The organism is Mesorhizobium sp. M0715, assembly GCF_040320355.1.
In the GTDB taxonomy this organism is placed as follows: Bacteria; Pseudomonadota; Alphaproteobacteria; order Rhizobiales; family Rhizobiaceae; genus Mesorhizobium.
Window position 1 is genome coordinate 32,487 of sequence record NZ_JAMYPL010000026.1, and the last position, 15,763, is coordinate 48,249.

Consider the following 15,763-nt stretch of genomic DNA (forward strand, 5'->3'; position numbering starts at 1 on the left):
GTCCTGAGAGGCAGAAAACGCCATTTCAGGCCGGTTGACAAACGACCAAATCGAGGATCACCTGTGACTATGGATCACAGCTCGGACACAATGGTGCCGCTCGAGACGCTCCGCGCCTTCGATGCGGCGGCGCGGACAGGCAGCTTTTCGGCGGCCGCCGAAAAGCTCAACATCACCCATGGCGCCGTCAGCCGGCAGATCGCCAAGCTCGAGGACTGGCTGGGATTGAAAGTCTTCGACCGTGGTGCGCGCGGCGTCTCGCTGACGATCGAGGGGAACCGGCTGCATCTGCGCACGGCGGAAGCCTTTGCGCTGATATCGACCCATTCCGACCGCTGGGTCGAGCCGCGTGGCACCGCCGTGGTGCGACTGACCTCGATCCCCTCGGTCAGCGGACTGTGGCTGATGCCGCGCATGGCGGCTCTGGAGAACAATCCCTCGAAGCTGCGCATCGTGCTCGATGTCGACATCCGCCAGGCCGACCTTGCCGATGAGGGCATCGATCTCTCCATCCGCTGTGGACGCGGCGGCATTCCGGGCCGCGTCTCGGTGCAGCTTTTCGAGGAACATGTCTTCCCCGTCGCGTCACCCGGGCTTGCCCGCGAGATCGGCCGCGGCGACCCGGCCCGGCTGCTCAAATATCCGCTGATCAACGATTCCGACGCGTCTGCCTGGCGCGCCTGGTTTGCCGCGCAAGGCATGGATTATCGCCCGCGCCCGCAGGACCGCCGCTTCGAGGACTACAATCTGGTGCTCGACGCCGCCGCCTATGGGCTGGGCATCGCGCTGGCACGCCCACCCCTGACCGGGCATCAATTGCAATCGGGCCGCATCACTCCCGTCGATGAGCGCACCGCGCTCAATCCGGTGTCCTACTGGCTTGACCGGCCGATCGGGCGGCCGCGTGCCGCAGCCGCCGACCTCGCCCGCCGCATCGCGGCAGAGGCCGGGCTGGCTCCGGACAAGATCGAGGCGTTTATCGAAGCCGAGCGATAGGCCTCTCGGACATATATCGAGAACCGGCCGATTCGAAGCTCAGCGAAGCAACAACAGAACGAACCCGAGGATCACGGCTCCCAGAAAACCGGCCATTATCGAAACAAAGCCAATTTTCACCAGCAACTGCTCAGGGTTCGGCACCGCACCATGGGATTGATTGGCCGGCCTGTGCCTGCCCGCCAATGTACCCAGGGCGGCAGCGTTGCGCGGGACTGGAGCCTGCGGCGGGATAAGCGACAGCAATGACAGCCCCGCAACCTTGGCAGGGGCATTGTCATTGGCCGTTGTCGAAGGCGGCAAGAAGGCTCGCAGCGTTTCGGCTTCGGGTTCTGCCTTTCTCGCCGCGATCGTTGCCAACGCCGCCTCTTCGCCCGTCTCAAGTTGGGCAAGATAGGCATCGACGATGCCAGCCGATGCGATCTGCTGCGATTTGACGGCCATCGGCGCGGCCGGCAAAGTCAACAGCGCTGGCGCTGTCTGTTGTGCGAGCAGAGACGGCGCCGGCGGCTGGACCAGCGCCTTGACCAGTGCCGTCATGACTGGATCAGCCTGCCCCGAGGGCACTACCTGCGGCGTCATCACTTCCCTGAGCAAGGCGGGAAGACGAGTGGAGGAAATGTCCATTGCGGCCTGCCAACACCATTTTTCCGCCTCACAATAAGCGTTCAGCATTGTCTCAGGCTTGTCGCATGCTTGACCTCGCCGGGAATTTATGGCGATGAAATCCTCATGAACCCTGGCGTCCCCGCATGATGAACCGTTTCGAAGGCCCCGGCGGCAAGGAAGCCCGCATCCGCTATCTGGATGGCGACTTCCAGGTTACCAGTCCCGGCGCGTTCGTGCGTTGCGCGGTGACAGGCGAAAGCATTCCGCTCGACGAGTTGAAATACTGGAGCGTCGCCAGGCAGGAGCCCTACATCAGCGCCACCGCCTCGCTGCGCCGCGAAATCGAAATGCATCCGGAGCTGCGTAAGCGCGGTTAGAGCAGTTCCCCGTTTCACGGAACGGCGAACCGCTCCAGCTCTTTGTTTGACGCAATTCCCAAGGGAAAGCGCTATGCGCTTTTTCCCAGGAAAACCGTTTCACACTTTTCCTGGAATTGCTTTAGCCCTTCAGCTTGCGCTGGCGCCAGGCATCGAGCGTCTCGTCGATGATGCGCTCGGGAACGTGGTCGAGTTCGAAGACCGTGTCGATCTCGAGCACCTCGAGCCGGTCGAGGAAGTCCTGTGAGGCGCCGTGGCGCAGCCGGGCGGCGTCCTTGGCGGTGGTGATGAGCACCAGCCCTTCGGCGTGCGCGGTCGCCGCCAACTCGGCAAGTTCGTCCTCGGCATAGAAATGATGGTCCGGAAACGGCCGCGTCAACGCCAGTTCGCCGCCGGCTTCGCGCACCGTGTCGAAGAATTTCTCGGGATGGCCTATACCGGCGAAGGCGAGGAACCGCTTGCCGGCAAGCCCTGCCTTGCTGCTTGGCTCTGTATGGGCCTCGAAGATTGGCCGGCCGGCGCGTGCCGCCTGGCGGACCACGCTGTCGGCGGCGATGCCCTCGCCCATTTTCAACAGCCCGCTGGTGAAGACCAGCTGGTCGACGATTTTGGCCCTGAGCGGACCGCCCGGAATGACGCGGCCATTGCCGATCCCATAGCGCGCATCGACGACGACCAGCGCATAGTCGATGTGGATGCGGGCGCTCTGGAAGCCATCATCCATGATCAGGAAATCGCAGCCATTCCGTTCCAGCAGCAGCCGGGCGCCGGCGGCACGATTCGGCGTCACCGCCACCGGCGCGTGTTCGGCCAACAGGAGCGGCTCGTCGCCGACATGCCTGGCGCTGTCGTGATGGATATCGACGACATGCGGCTCGGCGAAGGAGCCGCCATGGCCGCGCGACAGAAAACCGGGTTTCAGATGCATGCGCTTGGCCTTTTCGGCGAGCGCGATGGCCACCGGTGTCTTGCCGGTGCCGCCAACCGTGAAATTGCCGATGCACAGAACGGGTGCTTCGATCTTCTCGCGCTTGGCCCGCCGCATGCCGCGACCGGCGGCGGCGGCATAGATGGCCGATAGCGGCGACAGCGCCAAGACCCGCCAGTCCGGCTCTTCCCACCAGAATGGTGGTGCTTCGGAGGCCACGCTAGCGCCCGTTCGCGCCCTTCAGGCGCGACTTGACGACCAGCGGCTGGATGTAGGGCTCAAGCGATTTCAGCGTGCGCGCCAGCGCGCCGCGCATCTCGTCGACGGTCGCTACACCCGCCGCCATCATCTCGTGGCGCGCCACTTCGTTGGTCAGGAGGAAATTGACGGCGCCGGCCAGCATGTCGCGATCGCGCACCAGCTTGGCGCCGCCGCTGTCGAGGAGACGCTGGTAGGCCTCGCGAAAATTCTGAACATTGCGCCCGGCGAGAACCGCCGTGTCGAGCATGGCCGGCTCCAGCGGGTTCTGGCCACCCTCGGAGGTCAGCGAGCGGCCGACGAAGGCGATTTCGGTCAGCCGGAGATAGAGCCCCATCTCGCCGATCGTGTCGCCGAGCAATATATCCGTGTCGGCGGCGATCCTGTCGCCCTTGCTGCGCCGCGCGACCTTCAGGCCCATGCCGGAAATCTGCGCCGCAAGCGCCTCGCCGCGATCGGGATGACGCGGAACGACGATCGTCAGGAGACCATGGTGGCGCTTGTGCAGCGTCGCGTGGACTTCAGCCGCGACCACTTCCTCGCCGTCATGGGTCGAGATCGCCGCCCAGGTCGGGCGCGTGCCTACCTGCCGCCGCAGCGTCGCCAGCGCCCGTTCGTCGACGGGCGGCGGCGAGGTATCGACCTTGAGATTGCCCGACACGGTGACCGGCCGCGCGCCTAGCGCCAGAAACCGCTCGCCATCGACATCCGACTGCGCCACGACGTGAGCCAGGTTCTCGAACAACGCCTCGGCGATGTTGGCCCGTTTCTTCCACGACTTGAACGAGCGGTCGGACAGCCTGCCATTGACCAGCACCTGCGGCACGCGGCGCGCGCCAAGCTCGAGGATGGTCATCGGCCAGATCTCGGATTCGGCGATGATCGCCAGGTCCGGCTGCCAGTGATCGAGGAACCGGCTGACCGCCGGCTTGAGATCGAGCGGTACGTATTGGTGGATGATCCGATCACCGAGACGCTCGTCGGCGACCTGCGCCGAGGTGACCGTGCCGGTCGTCAGCACGATGTTGACGCCGTAGTCGAGAATGCTTTCGACCAGCGGCACGACGGCTATGGTCTCGCCGACGCTCGCCGCGTGGATCCAGATCACCGGCCCGTCGGGGCGCGCGCGGCCGGCGACGCCATAGCGCTCGCGGCGGCGGTAGCGGTCTTCCTTGCCGCGCGAGGTGCGCCAGGCAACATAGGGCCCGACCAGCGGATAGGCTGCCGCACCCGCGAACCGGTAAGCCGACAGCATGGCCCGTGCCCAGCGGCCGCTCATCGCGGAGCATCCACGAGACGGTAGGCCTCGGCGGTCGCGGCATTGAGCGCGGTCGTCACTTCCTGGCGCTTGCGCTCCATTTCGGCGTCATCGGCGCCGGCCGCCACGAAGATCGGCTGGCCAATGACGATCGACGAACGGCCAAACGGCAGGTTGATGGTGGTCTTGTCCCAGCTCTTCTCCAGCACCTTGCGGCGGCTGGTGGTGATGGCGACGGGCACAAGCGGCCGGCCCGAGAGGCGGGCCAGGAGAACGATGCCAAGCCCTGCGTCTCTCGGCGTGCCGTGCGGAATATCTGCGATCATGGCGACGTTCTTGCCGACGGCGAGCGACTTTTTCAGGGCGATAAGCGCTTTTGCCCCACCTTTGTCGAGGTGCCTGGCATTTTCCCGCCCGCCGGAGCCGCGCACCGCCTCGATGCCGAATTTTTCCAGCATCAAGGCGTTGAGCTCGGCATCGGCGCTGCGCGAAACCATGGCGACCAGCGGCTTGCGCTTGGGATAATAGGCCGGCGTCAGCAGATGCTGGCCGTGCCACAAGGCGATGATGCCAGGCTCGAACTCGGTATAGGCCCCGCCCGAAAACCGCGCCGATCCCTCGACGACGCGATTGGTGAGGCGCACGAAGCGGACGAACTGGGCGAGAAGGCTGGCGATGGCGTTCTTGACGAATCGCGACTGCGCCAGCGGTTGGCGAATCTTGCGCCAGAAGGCCTTGGTCGTGCGGCTGCGTCCCCTGCCCGTGGGCGCGGCATCGCTTGCTGGCCCTTTCGCCAGGTCATGCTCCATCGAAGTCAACCGGCAGCCTTGTTGTCGGGGTCCAGCAGCCGGTGCAGATGAACGACGAAATAACGCATGTGGGCGTTGTCCACGCTGGCTTGCGCCTTGGCTTTCCATGCCGTGTGCGCGGATTGATAGTCGGGATAGATGCCGACGATGTCGAGCCCGTCGAGATCGCGGAAATCGGTGCCGCCAAGCTTCTTCAGTTCGCCACCGAACACCAGATGCAAAAGCTGTTTCTTTCCGTCTTCCGCGGCCATGTCGGTCCTTCACATATCGTGAGTTTGTGACAGGTCTAGACCAAAGCCGCCGACTTTGGAACCTTTAGGGCGAGATGAATTCATCTCGCCCGGGAAAACGCTTTCACGCGTCCAGACCGGCGATGACGCCGGCGAGCACGGCCAGCAATTCACCGCTGCCGGCAGCAAGTGCGCCGTGACGAGTCACCTCGCCGGCATAGAGCGGAGCGTGGCCATGCTGGTCGAGCAGCTGGCCGCCGGCCTCGCGCAGGATGAGGTCGGCCGCCGCAATATCCCAGTCATGCGCATTCGGCTTGACGAAAGTCGCATCCAGCGAGCCATTGGCGATCATGGCCAGCCGATAGGCGAGCGAAGGGCTGTAGGGCGCCCGCTTCAGGCGCGCCTGCCATTCGGCCGGCATCAGGTCGGTCAACTGCTTCAACCCGGAGATCTCGGCCGTGTCCGGCAGCTTGCGAACCGCAATGCGCTTGCCGTTGCGGAAGGCGCCCTGGCCGGGCAGCGCCCAATAGGTCTCCTCCATCGCCGGGCATTCCAGCACGCCGGCCAGCGTACGGCCACGCTCGACGACGGCGACGCTGACGCACCAGGTGCGCTGGCCTTCCAGAAAACCGCGTGTGCCGTCGATCGGGTCGACGACGAAGGTGCGGCGTGCCGAAAGCCGGACCGGATCGTCAACTGTTTCTTCCGACAGCCAACCATAATCCGGCCGCGCCGCCAGCAATGTTTCGCGCAGATAGGCGTCGGCGGCATGGTCGGCCTCGCTGACCGGCGATGTGCCGCCCTTCATCCAGACTTGTGGGCTGTTGCCGAAGTAGCGCATGGCGATGACCCCCGCCTCGCGGGCGGCATCGCGCAGCAGCGGCAAGTCCCCAGAGGCGCCGGAGATGGCCCCGGCTATGGTCAGGTCATGCTCCGGCAAGGGTCATGCCTTCGATCAGGAGCGTCGGCGCGGCGGTGCCGAAATTGCGGTCGAGGTCATCGGCCGGCACCATGTTGAGGAACATCGTCTTCAGGTTCGAGGCGATGGTGACCTCGGCGACCGGATAGGCAAGCTCGCCATTCTCGATCCAAAAACCGGAAGCGCCACGGCTGTATTCGCCAGTGATCATGTCGACGCCCTGGCCGAACACTTCGGTGACGTAGAAGCCGGTCTTGAGCGATTTGATCAGCTCTTCCGGCGACCGCTCGCCCGGTTCGATGGCGAGATTGGTGGAGGATGGTGTCACGGAAGAGCCGCCGCGCGCGCCGCGGCCGTTGGTGACGAGGCCCAGTTCCCTTGCAGCCGAGGTCGACAGGAACCAGTGGTTGAGCACGCCCTTCTCGACCATCAACAGCTTTTCGCCCTCGACGCCTTCACCGTCGAACGGCCGCGAGGCCTGGCCACGCAGCCGGAGCGGCTCGTCGGTGACGGTGATGGCGGAGGCGGCCACCTGCTTGCCCATCATGTCGCGCAGGAAGGACGTCTTGCGCGCCACCGAGGCGCCGTTGATGGCGCCGGCCAGATGGCCGGCTATGCCGCGCGCGACGCGCGGGTCGAATACCACGTCGACCGGCCCGGTCGCCGCCTTGCGCGCGCCGATGCGGCGCACGGCGCGTTCGCCGGCCTTGCGGCCGATGTCCTCGGGCGCATCGAGATCGGCAAAATGCTGGCGCGAGGAGAATTCATAGTCGCGCTCCATGCCGGTGCCCTCGCCGGCGATGACGCTGGCCGAGCGCGAGAACCGCGAGCCGACATAGTGGCCGAGGAAGCCGTGCGAGGTGGCCAGCACCAGACCACCCAGCCCCGCACCGGCGCTGGCGCCGGCCGAATTGGTCACGCCCTTGACGGCAAGCGCTGCCGCTTCCGCCGCCAATGCGGCTTCCTTCAACTGGTCTGCCGACACTTCGGTGGCGTCGAACAGATCGAGATCGCGCGTCTGTTTGGCCAGCAATGCCGGGTCGGCTAGCCCCTGATAAGGATCCTGCGGCGACACTTTCGCCATCGCCACAGCGCGCTCGGCCAGTGTTTTCGGGTCGGACGCCGCGGTCGCCGAGACACTCGCCACGCGGCCGCCGACGAAAACGCGCAGCGCGACATCCTCGCTCTCGGAGGCTTCGGTAGCCTCGACCTTGCCGAGACGCACCGACACCCCAGTCGAGCGGCCGCGCACGGCCACCGCGTCGGCGGCATCGGCGCCGGCCTTTTTGGCAGCCTCGACCAGGGCCGCGACGCGGTCGGTCAATTTTGCTGCGTCTGATATATCGGTCATGCCTGAAATCCTGCTGATGCGGCCGGTGTGCGGCCGTTGCCCACCCATCTATTGTTCCGGTCCGGCTTGTGCAATGGCATAGGCTTCAATCAAAATGCAGGGTGGACGGTTCAAATCGCCAACCCTGTGACGCAAAATCGGTTCGCAGCCTGCACGGAGCATTTCGATGACGCCATTCCATCTCGCCTTTCCGGTCCGTGATCTCGATGAAACCCGCGTTTTCTATGGCGAGGTGCTGGGCTGCGCCATCGGCCGCTCGTCAGCGACCTGGGTCGATTTCGACCTTTACGGCCACCAGATGTCTGCGCATCTGCGGCCGCAGGCCGCACAAGCTCCCAGTGACGGCAAGGTCGACGGCATTGTCGTGCCGATCCCGCATTTCGGCGCTGTGCTTCTGATGGACGACTGGCAGCGCCTGGCGACGCGGCTGGAGGCGCGCGACGACATCGACTGGCTGGAACGGCCGATGGTCCGCTTCAAGGGCGAGCCCGGCGAACAGGCAACGCTGTTCATCCGGGACCCCTCGGGCAATGCCTTGGAATTCAAGGGCTTTCGCTCTTTGGAGCAGGTTTTCGCGCATTAGCTCAGGATCGAGGGCATCGGTCGATCAACGGCCGAAACGGCCCGCCGCGAAGGGTGCGAGCCGAGCCGGATCTTCGCGTCCAGCGATCAAGTCGGCGACCAGCCGCGCCGTGATCGGGGCGAGCGTCAGGCCGAGATGGCCATGACCGAAAGCATGGATCACCCGGGAACTGGCGTGTGAAGGGCCGATGACCGGCCTGGAATCCGGCAGGGACGGCCGGAAGCCGAGCCATTGCGAGGCAGGCGAGCCGAGCCCGGGAAAAATTTGCCTGGCGCCACGGTCAAGCAGCGCCAGCCGGCGCGGATTTGGCGGCGCGACCAGGCCGCCGAGTTCGACGGTGCCGGCGACCCGCAAGCGGCCAGCCATCGGCGTCAGGTAGAAACCAAGATCGACGGGACACACAGGCCGGTTGAGCAGCGGCGCGTCGGTCTGGAATTCCAGATGATAGCCGCGCTCGGTCTCGAGCGGAATCCTGTCGCCGGCCTGCGCGGCCAGTGCGCGCGACCGTGCACCGGCGGCGATCACCACCGTGCCAGCCTTGATGCGAACGCCGGGGCCGCTGAGCTGGACACCGCCAGCCTCGACCTGCAGCCCGGTGATCTCAGCCTGCTTTACCGATGCACCACGGGCGCTCACCGCGCCCAGCAACCGCCGCATCACCATTGCCGGATCGGTGACATTGATCGAGTCGGGAAAATACACGCCATGCGCTACTGTCGCAGGCAGGCCCGGCTCAAGTGCCGCCACCTCTTCCGGGGTCAGCACCTCTTGGTGGATGCCAAACCCAGCGCGCATTGCCCGGCCGCCGGCGCCAGCGGCAAAATCGCTCTCGCGGCGATAGAGGTAAAGACAGCCATTGCGGCGCAGCAGGTCCTCCAGCCCGGCCTCCCCAGCCGTTTCCTCCCAGGCCGGGAGGGCGTCGGCCAGCAGTCCGGCGAGCGCCAGCGCATTGGCCCGGGTGGCCGCCGGCAGCGACTGCCGCATGAACCGAACGAGCCATGGCGCCAGCTGCAGCAGCGCCGGCCAGCGCAGCGAAAACGGGCTGTCGGGATCAAGCAGCAGCTTTGGCAACGCCCGCAGCACCGCAGGAGTGCCGACCGGCATGCAGGCATATTCGGCGATCGTCCCGGCATTGCCGAACGACGCGCCGGAGCCCGGCTCGTTCGGATCGATGAGCAGAACTTCGCGGCCGTCCGCGACAAGGCGAAGTGCCGTCGCCAGCCCGACAACTCCGGCGCCGACAATGGCGATTTCGACCGTTTCAGAAGCAGCCACTGTGGATCTTCCCGATTGACCTTGAAATCCCGTACCGATCATGTGGTCTCTTGGTTCGGGGTCACGGTCCAGTCTTGATCCCTGGAATCGAATAGGCCAGATCTTTCCGCGCCTCAGGCGACCGGCGTCCAGATCACGTCCTCGATCTTTTGCGCGCCGGTTGCCAGCATCGCCAGCCGGTCGAAGCCGAGCGCGATTCCGCTGGCCGGCGGCATGATGGCAAGGGCGGCAAGAAAATCCTCGTCCAGCGGATAGCGCTCGCCATAGATGCGCTCTTTCTCATCCATCTCGAGGATGAAACGCCGGCGCTGCTCGTCGGCGTCCGTCAGTTCGCCAAACCCGTTGGCGAGTTCGACGCCGCAGCAATAGAGTTCGAAGCGCTCGGCGACGCGCGGGTCGCTCGGGCTCGGCCGCGCCAATGCCGCCTCGGCCAGTGGATATTCGCACAGGATGGTCGCCCGCCCCTGCCCGAGCAACGGCTCGATCTTTTCCACCATCACACGGCTGAACAAATCTGCCCAACTATCGTCGGGCGCAGTGCGCAGGCCGGCCTGGGTCAACGCCGCATACAGCGCGTCGCGATCGGTGCTGCCGTCGGCGGCGACCGTTGCCAGCAGATCGATGCCGGCGTAGCGAGTGAAGGCCTCCGCCACCGTCAGCCGTTCCGGCTCGGCAAACGGATCGCAGTCGCGGCCCCGAAACGAGAAAAGAGTAGCCCCTGCCCTTGTCGCGGCCAGCGCCAGGAAGGCCGCGCAATCCTGCATCAGGCTCTCATAGGCCTCGCCCACCCGGTACCATTCGAGCATGGTGAATTCGGGATGGTGCAAAGGCCCGCGCTCACGGTTGCGGTAGACCGGACCGAAGCTGAAAATCCTGACTTCACCGGCGGCGAGCAGCTTCTTGCAGGCGAATTCCGGAGAGGTGTGGAGATAGAGCGGCGCCCTTGCACCGTCCGGCCCGACCGCTTCCGTGGCGAAGGCCGTCAGATGCGCCTCGTTGCCGGGCGAGACCTGCAGCGCTGCCGTCTGCACCTCGACGAAATCATGGGCGGCGAACCAGTCGCGCAGGCTGGCGGCGATGCCGTTGCGCAGCATCAGCCGCGGGCGGCGGTCGGCGTGGACATGCGGCGTCCACCAGGGCGAAGCTTCGGTCATGCGGCTCGGAACATGGTGGAAGGGGGCTGGCGGCGGCGGCCAAGATGCGGTAGGCCCCCATCCAGCGCCGCACAAGCCGGCAAACGCCAGTCAACTCTTCTTGCAGGATATAAAACCGTGGTGAAAGTCATCGCCAGTTCGCTCCGCAAAGGCAACGTCGTCGAAAAGGACGGCAAGCTTTATGTGATCCTCTTTGCCGAAAACATCCACCCAGGCAAGGGCACGCCGGTGACGCAGCTCGATATGCGCCGCATCGGCGACGGGGTAAAGGTTTCGGAGCGCTACCGCACCACCGAACAGGTTGAGCGCGCCTATGTGGAAGAGCGCGAGCACACCTTCCTCTACCGTGACGGCGAAGGCTTTCATTTCATGAACCCGGAAAGCTACGACCAGGTCGCGGTGTCGGAAGCCGTGGTCGGCGACATGGCGCCTTACCTGCTGGAAGGCATGGCCGTGCAGGTGTCGCAGTTCAACGGCATCGCCATCTCCCTGGTGCTGCCGCAGCGCGCCACCTTCGAAGTGGTGGAAACCGAGCCGACCACCAAGGGCCAGACGGCCTCGTCCTCCTACAAGCCGGCCGTGCTGTCCAACGGCGTGCGCACCCTGGTGCCACCCCACATCGCGCCAGGCACCCGCGTGGTCGTGATGACGGCGGACGGGGCTTATGTGGAGCGCGCGAAGGACTGAGGGGGCTGGCTTTTAGCTTCAGGGTGAAGGCGGTTATTCCTCAGCGAGCGACCCTTAGAGACGAGGCATCGAAGGCCCGCAATCAGACCGACGGCTTTCGGCGCCCGTGCGCCGGAAGCTGACGTTGAGGTCATAGGCGGCGACGTGATGGCGGTTCCGCTATCAGATCATGTTTGACATACCGAGCGCAGTAAGCAGGTTGTTTTGAATAGGAGCGACGGCCTGATTCAGTCCCTCCACCCCGAAGTCCATGCCCTCTGGCATGACGACGGTGCGCAATGGGCGCCGTTCCGTAGCCTCGACTAGCCGTGCGATGGCGTCAGCCACCAACTGAGGGCGGGGTGGATTCGCAGGATCAAGTCCCTGATCGGAGTTGTTTTTGATTTGGCCTGGGACCAACGCAACTGCGCCATATGTCGCCAAGACCTGCTCGTCCGAGGGCGCTGGGCTAGATGGAAGCAGATTGCTCGGAAATGGCCCGGGTTCCACGATCACCGAGTCTACGCCGAAGCTGGACAGTTCATATCGATATGCCTCGGCAAGCGCTTCAAGCGCGAACTTGCTCGCGGAATAGACACCAAAGAACGGAAAGATGACACGCCCCATCAACGAGGTGACATGGATCAGCACGCCGCTGCCCGCAGCACGCATATGGGGTAGGACGGCGCGGTCGGCCCTTACGGCCCCAAAAAAGTTCACCGCAAATTGCTGCTCGATGTCTGCCACCGTGTAGGCTTCGGTCACGCCGACGAACATCGTGCCCGCGTTGTTGATGAGCGCATCAATCCTGCCGTGTTGCTCGACGACCCGATCGATCGCAGCGTTGACCGACGCTTCGTCCGTCACATCCATCTCAATGACCTGGAGCTCATGCCCTTCGGCTTTTGCAGCGTTGATTAGCTCACTGCCCGTCTGGCTGTTTTTGCCTTCGATGTCGCGCATGGTCGCGACCACTACGTGCCCGCGCCTGGCGAGCTCCAAGGCGGTGAGCTTTCCAAAACCGCTGCTCGCGCCGGTACCAACTACAACCTTGCTGCACATTTTCTCGATCCTCTCGCTTGCCCACCTAACGGGGCAAGCAGGAATATACAGACCTGTATGTCCGTTGCAAAGAGAAAATAGACAGACTATTCTGTTTCTACACCGAACGCGCACCCGGCAGGCGAGAATGAAAACTTTGGATGTGAGTGAGTACCTCGACCTGGAATCGCGGTCGTTGCACGCCTTGGCTCCGCGAGAGCGAATTCTGAAAACAGCGTCTGAACTATTTTACCGAAACAGCATCCATACGGTGGGAATAGATCGCATCATCGCCGAGAGCGGCGTCGCAAAGATGACGTTCTATAAGCACTTCCCCTCGAAGGCCAATCTTGCCGCTACCTATCTGCGCCACAAAAGCGCGCTGTGGTTCGACATGCTGGCGACTGCGACAGAACAAGCCGGACCGGTGCCGCTGGATCGCGTGCTGGCTATTTTCGACACACTGAACGCGTCCTTTCAGGAGCCTACTTTCCGCGGCTGTCCTTTCGTTCGAGGGCTGGCCGAGTTCGGACCGGACGCGGAAACGCCAGAGGTGCAGGCAACGCTCGCAGCATATTTCCATAACTTACATGAGTTTGTCGTGTCGCTCATCCAGCCCTTGAAGTTGAAAAATCAAGAGAGCGTGGTCGTCCAGATCCTAGCGCTCATCCAGGGCTCGCTCGTGAACGCACAAGCCATGAGGGGGGGCGTTGAACCTCTTGCAACGCGCGACGCGGCCAAGATGCTGCTCAAGGCTGCGGTTGAGCCGGCTGATCGAAACTTCGACGTCTGCAGCGCCTGATGGTCAGCTCAGACGAAAAACGCGGCCGCAGGCCGAGCGCCAGAATTTGGCGGCGAATGGAGCAAATTCGGCCTCCGCTCGATGAAGAAAAAGTAAGCGCAACATCAATGAGGACGATCGATGCATATTCCAGCTAGCAAATCGAAAGAATAACGGCGAAATTGTCGTTGACGACAAGACGCCCTGGGCCACGGTTTCGTGAGGCATCAACCCTTCCAGAAATTTTCAGGGCATGTGGAGAGCGAGGGTCCATGGCGATGGCCCTAGTGAAAGAGGCGCCCCAGTAAGTTGGCGAAGGCTGCGTGCCGCCCGCTTATCGCGGGCGGCCGCAATCTAAATCAGGCAGAGAGAGATCGATTGGTTGCGACTGCGCCAGCTCGGGTGAACTCTGCATCCGGCTTGGAGAACGATGCCATGATGGCGTCGCGGTTCGAAGGAGCGCGTTTCCTGTCAGCGGCGGTGAGCGCAGTCTTGAGTTCGTGGGCGGTCAACTCAGTGCAATAGGCGGGAGTGCCCGGCTGCAGTCGCCAGGACTCCTCAAGAGTACCCGCATCCACCGCATCGAAGCCAGTGACGCTGATGAGATCGGATACAAGTGCTTTGGCCGCGGCGTCGTCACCCGAAATCGGGATGGCAATGCGACCTGGAGCACCGGCCTCCAAACCGGCCTCTGCCAATGTCTGCGTTAGCAGTGCGTTCCAAGCCTTAACAAGGGGGCGCCCCACCTGCTCGCTGGCCCAAACGGTCTCCGGCTTGCCGCTATCAACCTCGAAGATTTTGCTGTCACGGGTTGGATAGTAGTTGGAGGTGTCCACCACGATTGCGCCAGCAGGGGCGCCGGCAAGAATCGTTGCCAGGTCTGGGTTCTTGGCAAAGGGCACTGACAGGATGACCACATCGGCATCCAGTACTGCCGCCTCTCTCCCAACGGCCTGGATGCCGGTGCCGGCAACTGTGTCCGCAAGACTTTCGGGGCCACGCGAGTTCGCCAGTTTCACCTGGTGGCCAGCGGCGTCCAGCTTCTTTGCAACCAGCGAGCCGATGTTGCCGGCCCCAATGATTCCGATTTTCATTTTACATCCTTTGGTTTTCAAATTTTAGCAGGGTGAGCGAAGTCATGAAGAGTGTCTCGCAGCGCTATGATCTCGTCCTCGGACATTTGACAGGCACTCTTGATCTTGCCGGAGATGCTCCAGACCTCGTCTTTGATGCTGTGAGCGGCAGGTGTGAGATCGACAAGGACCCGGCGTTCGTCCTCGGGATCTCGCATTCGCGTCACCATCCCGCAGGTATCGAGCCGCTTGAGCAATGGGGTGATCGTGCCGGTGTCCATGCCCAAAGCGTTTCCAAGATCACCTACGGACCGGGGCGCGGACGCATAGAGCTCCAGCATCACAAGGTACTGTGGAAAGGTCAGGCCCAGTGGATCGAGGAACGGCTTGTGCATGCGTGCCATCCGGCCCGCCGCCCCGTACAGGGCGAACGAGATTTGCATTCGAACCAAACGTGACGCGCTTTTTTGAGGTGCCATACCATAGCCCAAAGAGACAAGCCGACTTCACTGGCGAACTAGTATCTAGTGCACTAGATAATGTTACTGTGGAGGAATGCAACCCTCCAGCTGCACTTGGAGTCAAACCGCATGCCGCGCCTCCAGCACCTTCTCCATCTGCCGCTTCAGCTCGCCATTGATGTCAGACGTCTCGTTCATCAAGGCGTCGATCTTCAGGAATCAAGCACGCGATATTTCGACACTGCCGGGCGAACCAGGATGTCAGGGCGGCATTGTTTCAGCTTGTTGGCGATGATCGACTGCACATCAATTGCGTGGCGCCGTCAGGCCAGTGAGGTCAATGCGTGTCTATGGCGTTGACCGAAAACGACAAGGCGCCGTGCTATTTTTCATGAAACGTGTCGCAAAAGGCCTGCGCATTCCGTCCTTTGACCAAAGAAGGAGCGCGCCATGCGAAAACTTATCGTCACCGAATTCATCAGCGTCGATGGCATTGCCGAGGTCGAGAAGCTGCCCAGGGTGATCTGGAACGACGAGATGAACAGGTTCAAGGAGGAGGAGCTTGCCGACAGCGGCGCCATGCTTTTGGGGCGCACGACCTATGAGATCTTTGCCGGGTCCTGGCCCACGGAAATCGGAGATTTTGCCGACCGGTTCAACGCGCTGCCGAAATATGTCGCCTCGACCAGCCTGAAGGCGCTCGACTGGAAGCCGGCGCAATTGCTGAAGGGCTCCCTGCCGGAAGCGGTCAGGACGCTGAAGCAAGACAGCGGCGGCAACATCTATGTGCATGGCAGCCTGAGCGTCGCGCAGGAATTGCTGCGCCACGGCCTGGTCGACCGCGTCAGGCTGCTCAGCTATCCCGGCGCCGTCGGCCAGGGCAAGCCGCTGTTCCCAGCCGGCGAGCCGGTGTCGCTCGAATTGATTTCGGCAAAACCATTTAGCAACGGCGTGGTGGCGCTAGAGTATGCAACGGTGATGGCTAAGTCGTAAG

General features: G+C 63.4%; 18 protein-coding genes and 1 pseudogene. 6 read left to right on the top strand and 13 right to left on the bottom strand.

The features are described 5' to 3' along the window. Positions 1–69 precede the first annotated feature (69 nt). Entirely contained in the window at positions 70–996 is a 927-nt protein-coding gene (locus NKI21_RS25915; protein ID WP_128305062.1) for a LysR family transcriptional regulator, read from the top strand. 39 nt (positions 997–1,035) lie between these two features. On the opposite strand, the gene NKI21_RS25920 is transcribed toward NKI21_RS25915, so the two are convergent. Then, positions 1,036–1,671: a hypothetical protein gene (locus NKI21_RS25920; RefSeq protein ID WP_352442456.1), complete on the bottom strand. Its 636-nt coding sequence runs from the start codon at positions 1,669–1,671 to the stop codon at positions 1,036–1,038. A gap of 77 nt (positions 1,672–1,748) precedes the next feature. Between NKI21_RS25920 and NKI21_RS25925 the strand changes: the two genes are divergently transcribed. Then, positions 1,749–1,982 (top strand): DUF2093 domain-containing protein, encoded by a 234-nt coding sequence (locus tag NKI21_RS25925; protein WP_031213688.1) that lies wholly within the window; start codon positions 1,749–1,751, stop codon positions 1,980–1,982. A gap of 121 nt (positions 1,983–2,103) precedes the next feature. Here the strand turns inward: NKI21_RS25925 and lpxK are convergent, their stop codons facing one another. The 6 genes from lpxK to NKI21_RS25955 all read right to left on the bottom strand — a co-directional run bounded on the left by lpxK (position 2,104) and on the right by NKI21_RS25955 (position 7,735). Next, positions 2,104–3,129, bottom strand: coding sequence for a tetraacyldisaccharide 4'-kinase (lpxK, locus tag NKI21_RS25930; protein WP_128305060.1), 1,026 nt, complete (start codon positions 3,127–3,129; stop codon positions 2,104–2,106). 1 nt (position 3,130) lies between these two features. Further along, positions 3,131–4,447: a lipid IV(A) 3-deoxy-D-manno-octulosonic acid transferase gene (gene waaA, locus NKI21_RS25935; RefSeq protein ID WP_128305059.1), complete on the bottom strand. Its 1,317-nt coding sequence runs from the start codon at positions 4,445–4,447 to the stop codon at positions 3,131–3,133. After that, positions 4,444–5,235 carry a lysophospholipid acyltransferase family protein gene (locus NKI21_RS25940; protein WP_352868037.1) on the bottom strand — a complete coding sequence of 264 codons (792 nt, stop codon included), beginning with the start codon at positions 5,233–5,235 and terminating at the stop codon, positions 4,444–4,446. Before NKI21_RS25940 ends, waaA begins: the two co-directional genes overlap by 4 nt. A gap of 5 nt (positions 5,236–5,240) precedes the next feature. After that, a complete protein-coding gene (locus NKI21_RS25945) occupies positions 5,241–5,486 on the bottom strand; it encodes a DUF4170 domain-containing protein (RefSeq protein ID WP_056593794.1) in 246 nt (81 codons plus the stop codon). A gap of 103 nt (positions 5,487–5,589) precedes the next feature. Then, positions 5,590–6,405 (bottom strand): 3'(2'),5'-bisphosphate nucleotidase CysQ, encoded by an 816-nt coding sequence (locus NKI21_RS25950; RefSeq protein WP_352868040.1) that lies wholly within the window; start codon positions 6,403–6,405, stop codon positions 5,590–5,592. Continuing rightward, positions 6,392–7,735 (bottom strand): TldD/PmbA family protein, encoded by a 1,344-nt coding sequence (locus NKI21_RS25955; protein WP_352679973.1) that lies wholly within the window; start codon positions 7,733–7,735, stop codon positions 6,392–6,394. The genes NKI21_RS25950 and NKI21_RS25955 overlap by 14 nt, the downstream gene beginning before the upstream one ends. 166 nt (positions 7,736–7,901) lie before the next feature. On the opposite strand from NKI21_RS25955, the gene NKI21_RS25960 reads away from it, so the two are divergent. Further along, complete coding sequence (locus NKI21_RS25960; protein WP_013532348.1) at positions 7,902–8,318, top strand: VOC family protein; 417 nt, start codon at positions 7,902–7,904, stop codon at positions 8,316–8,318. 24 nt (positions 8,319–8,342) lie between these two features. Here the strand turns inward: NKI21_RS25960 and NKI21_RS25965 are convergent, their stop codons facing one another. Beyond that, on the bottom strand, positions 8,343–9,593 hold the full coding sequence (locus NKI21_RS25965; RefSeq protein ID WP_352808443.1) for an NAD(P)/FAD-dependent oxidoreductase: 1,251 nt from the start codon (positions 9,591–9,593) through the stop codon (positions 8,343–8,345). 113 nt (positions 9,594–9,706) lie between these two features. Next, on the bottom strand, positions 9,707–10,747 hold the full coding sequence (gene epmA / locus NKI21_RS25970) for an EF-P lysine aminoacylase EpmA (protein ID WP_352868043.1): 1,041 nt from the start codon (positions 10,745–10,747) through the stop codon (positions 9,707–9,709). A gap of 117 nt (positions 10,748–10,864) precedes the next feature. Here epmA and efp point away from each other — a divergent pair, with 117 nt between their 5' ends. Further along, positions 10,865–11,434, top strand: coding sequence for an elongation factor P (efp, locus tag NKI21_RS25975; protein WP_127289004.1), 570 nt, complete (start codon positions 10,865–10,867; stop codon positions 11,432–11,434). Between the two features lie 162 nt (positions 11,435–11,596). Here efp and NKI21_RS25980 read toward each other — a convergent pair whose 3' ends face one another. After that, positions 11,597–12,475, bottom strand: coding sequence for an SDR family oxidoreductase (locus NKI21_RS25980; RefSeq protein WP_352868046.1), 879 nt, complete (start codon positions 12,473–12,475; stop codon positions 11,597–11,599). A 127-nt stretch (positions 12,476–12,602) separates the two neighbouring features. Between NKI21_RS25980 and NKI21_RS25985 the strand changes: the two genes are divergently transcribed. Next, positions 12,603–13,256 (top strand): TetR/AcrR family transcriptional regulator, encoded by a 654-nt coding sequence (locus NKI21_RS25985; RefSeq protein ID WP_352553920.1) that lies wholly within the window; start codon positions 12,603–12,605, stop codon positions 13,254–13,256. 338 nt (positions 13,257–13,594) lie between these two features. Here NKI21_RS25985 and NKI21_RS25990 read toward each other — a convergent pair whose 3' ends face one another. The 3 genes and pseudogenes from NKI21_RS25990 to NKI21_RS32400 all read right to left on the bottom strand — a co-directional run. Next, positions 13,595–14,329: an NADPH-dependent F420 reductase gene (locus NKI21_RS25990; protein WP_352553918.1), complete on the bottom strand. Its 735-nt coding sequence runs from the start codon at positions 14,327–14,329 to the stop codon at positions 13,595–13,597. Positions 14,330–14,346: 17 nt separating this feature from the next. Next, positions 14,347–14,703: a MarR family winged helix-turn-helix transcriptional regulator gene (locus NKI21_RS25995; protein ID WP_352553916.1), complete on the bottom strand. Its 357-nt coding sequence runs from the start codon at positions 14,701–14,703 to the stop codon at positions 14,347–14,349. A gap of 186 nt (positions 14,704–14,889) precedes the next feature. After that, positions 14,890–15,091: pseudogene (locus NKI21_RS32400) on the bottom strand (patatin-like phospholipase family protein); the annotation flags it as partial. A 128-nt stretch (positions 15,092–15,219) separates the two neighbouring features. Between NKI21_RS32400 and NKI21_RS26000 the strand changes: the two are divergent. Beyond that, a complete protein-coding gene (locus tag NKI21_RS26000; protein WP_352868049.1) occupies positions 15,220–15,762 on the top strand; it encodes a dihydrofolate reductase family protein in 543 nt (180 codons plus the stop codon). The last annotated feature ends 1 nt before the right edge of the window (position 15,763 follow it).

Excerpts from the sequence above, each read along its gene's own strand:
- NKI21_RS25980 (WP_352868046.1), bottom strand. The coding sequence starts at position 12,475 with ATGTGCAGCAAGGTTGTAGTTGGTACCGGCGCGAGCAGCGGTTTTGGA.
- epmA (WP_352868043.1), bottom strand. The coding sequence starts at position 10,747 with ATGACCGAAGCTTCGCCCTGGTGGACGCCGCATGTCCACGCCGACCGC.
- waaA (WP_128305059.1), bottom strand. The coding sequence starts at position 4,447 with ATGAGCGGCCGCTGGGCACGGGCCATGCTGTCGGCTTACCGGTTCGCG.
- NKI21_RS25940 (WP_352868037.1), bottom strand. The coding sequence starts at position 5,235 with ATGGAGCATGACCTGGCGAAAGGGCCAGCAAGCGATGCCGCGCCCACG.
- NKI21_RS25990 (WP_352553918.1), bottom strand. The coding sequence starts at position 14,329 with ATGAAAATCGGAATCATTGGGGCCGGCAACATCGGCTCGCTGGTTGCA.
- NKI21_RS26000 (WP_352868049.1), top strand. The coding sequence starts at position 15,220 with ATGCGAAAACTTATCGTCACCGAATTCATCAGCGTCGATGGCATTGCC.
- NKI21_RS25985 (WP_352553920.1), top strand. The coding sequence starts at position 12,603 with ATGAAAACTTTGGATGTGAGTGAGTACCTCGACCTGGAATCGCGGTCG.
- NKI21_RS25925 (WP_031213688.1), top strand. The coding sequence starts at position 1,749 with ATGATGAACCGTTTCGAAGGCCCCGGCGGCAAGGAAGCCCGCATCCGC.
- NKI21_RS25960 (WP_013532348.1), top strand. The coding sequence starts at position 7,902 with ATGACGCCATTCCATCTCGCCTTTCCGGTCCGTGATCTCGATGAAACC.
- NKI21_RS25955 (WP_352679973.1), bottom strand. The coding sequence starts at position 7,735 with ATGACCGATATATCAGACGCAGCAAAATTGACCGACCGCGTCGCGGCC.
- NKI21_RS25995 (WP_352553916.1), bottom strand. The coding sequence starts at position 14,703 with ATGCACAAGCCGTTCCTCGATCCACTGGGCCTGACCTTTCCACAGTAC.
- NKI21_RS25945 (WP_056593794.1), bottom strand. The coding sequence starts at position 5,486 with ATGGCCGCGGAAGACGGAAAGAAACAGCTTTTGCATCTGGTGTTCGGT.
- NKI21_RS25915 (WP_128305062.1), top strand. The coding sequence starts at position 70 with ATGGATCACAGCTCGGACACAATGGTGCCGCTCGAGACGCTCCGCGCC.
- NKI21_RS25920 (WP_352442456.1), bottom strand. The coding sequence starts at position 1,671 with ATGCTGAACGCTTATTGTGAGGCGGAAAAATGGTGTTGGCAGGCCGCA.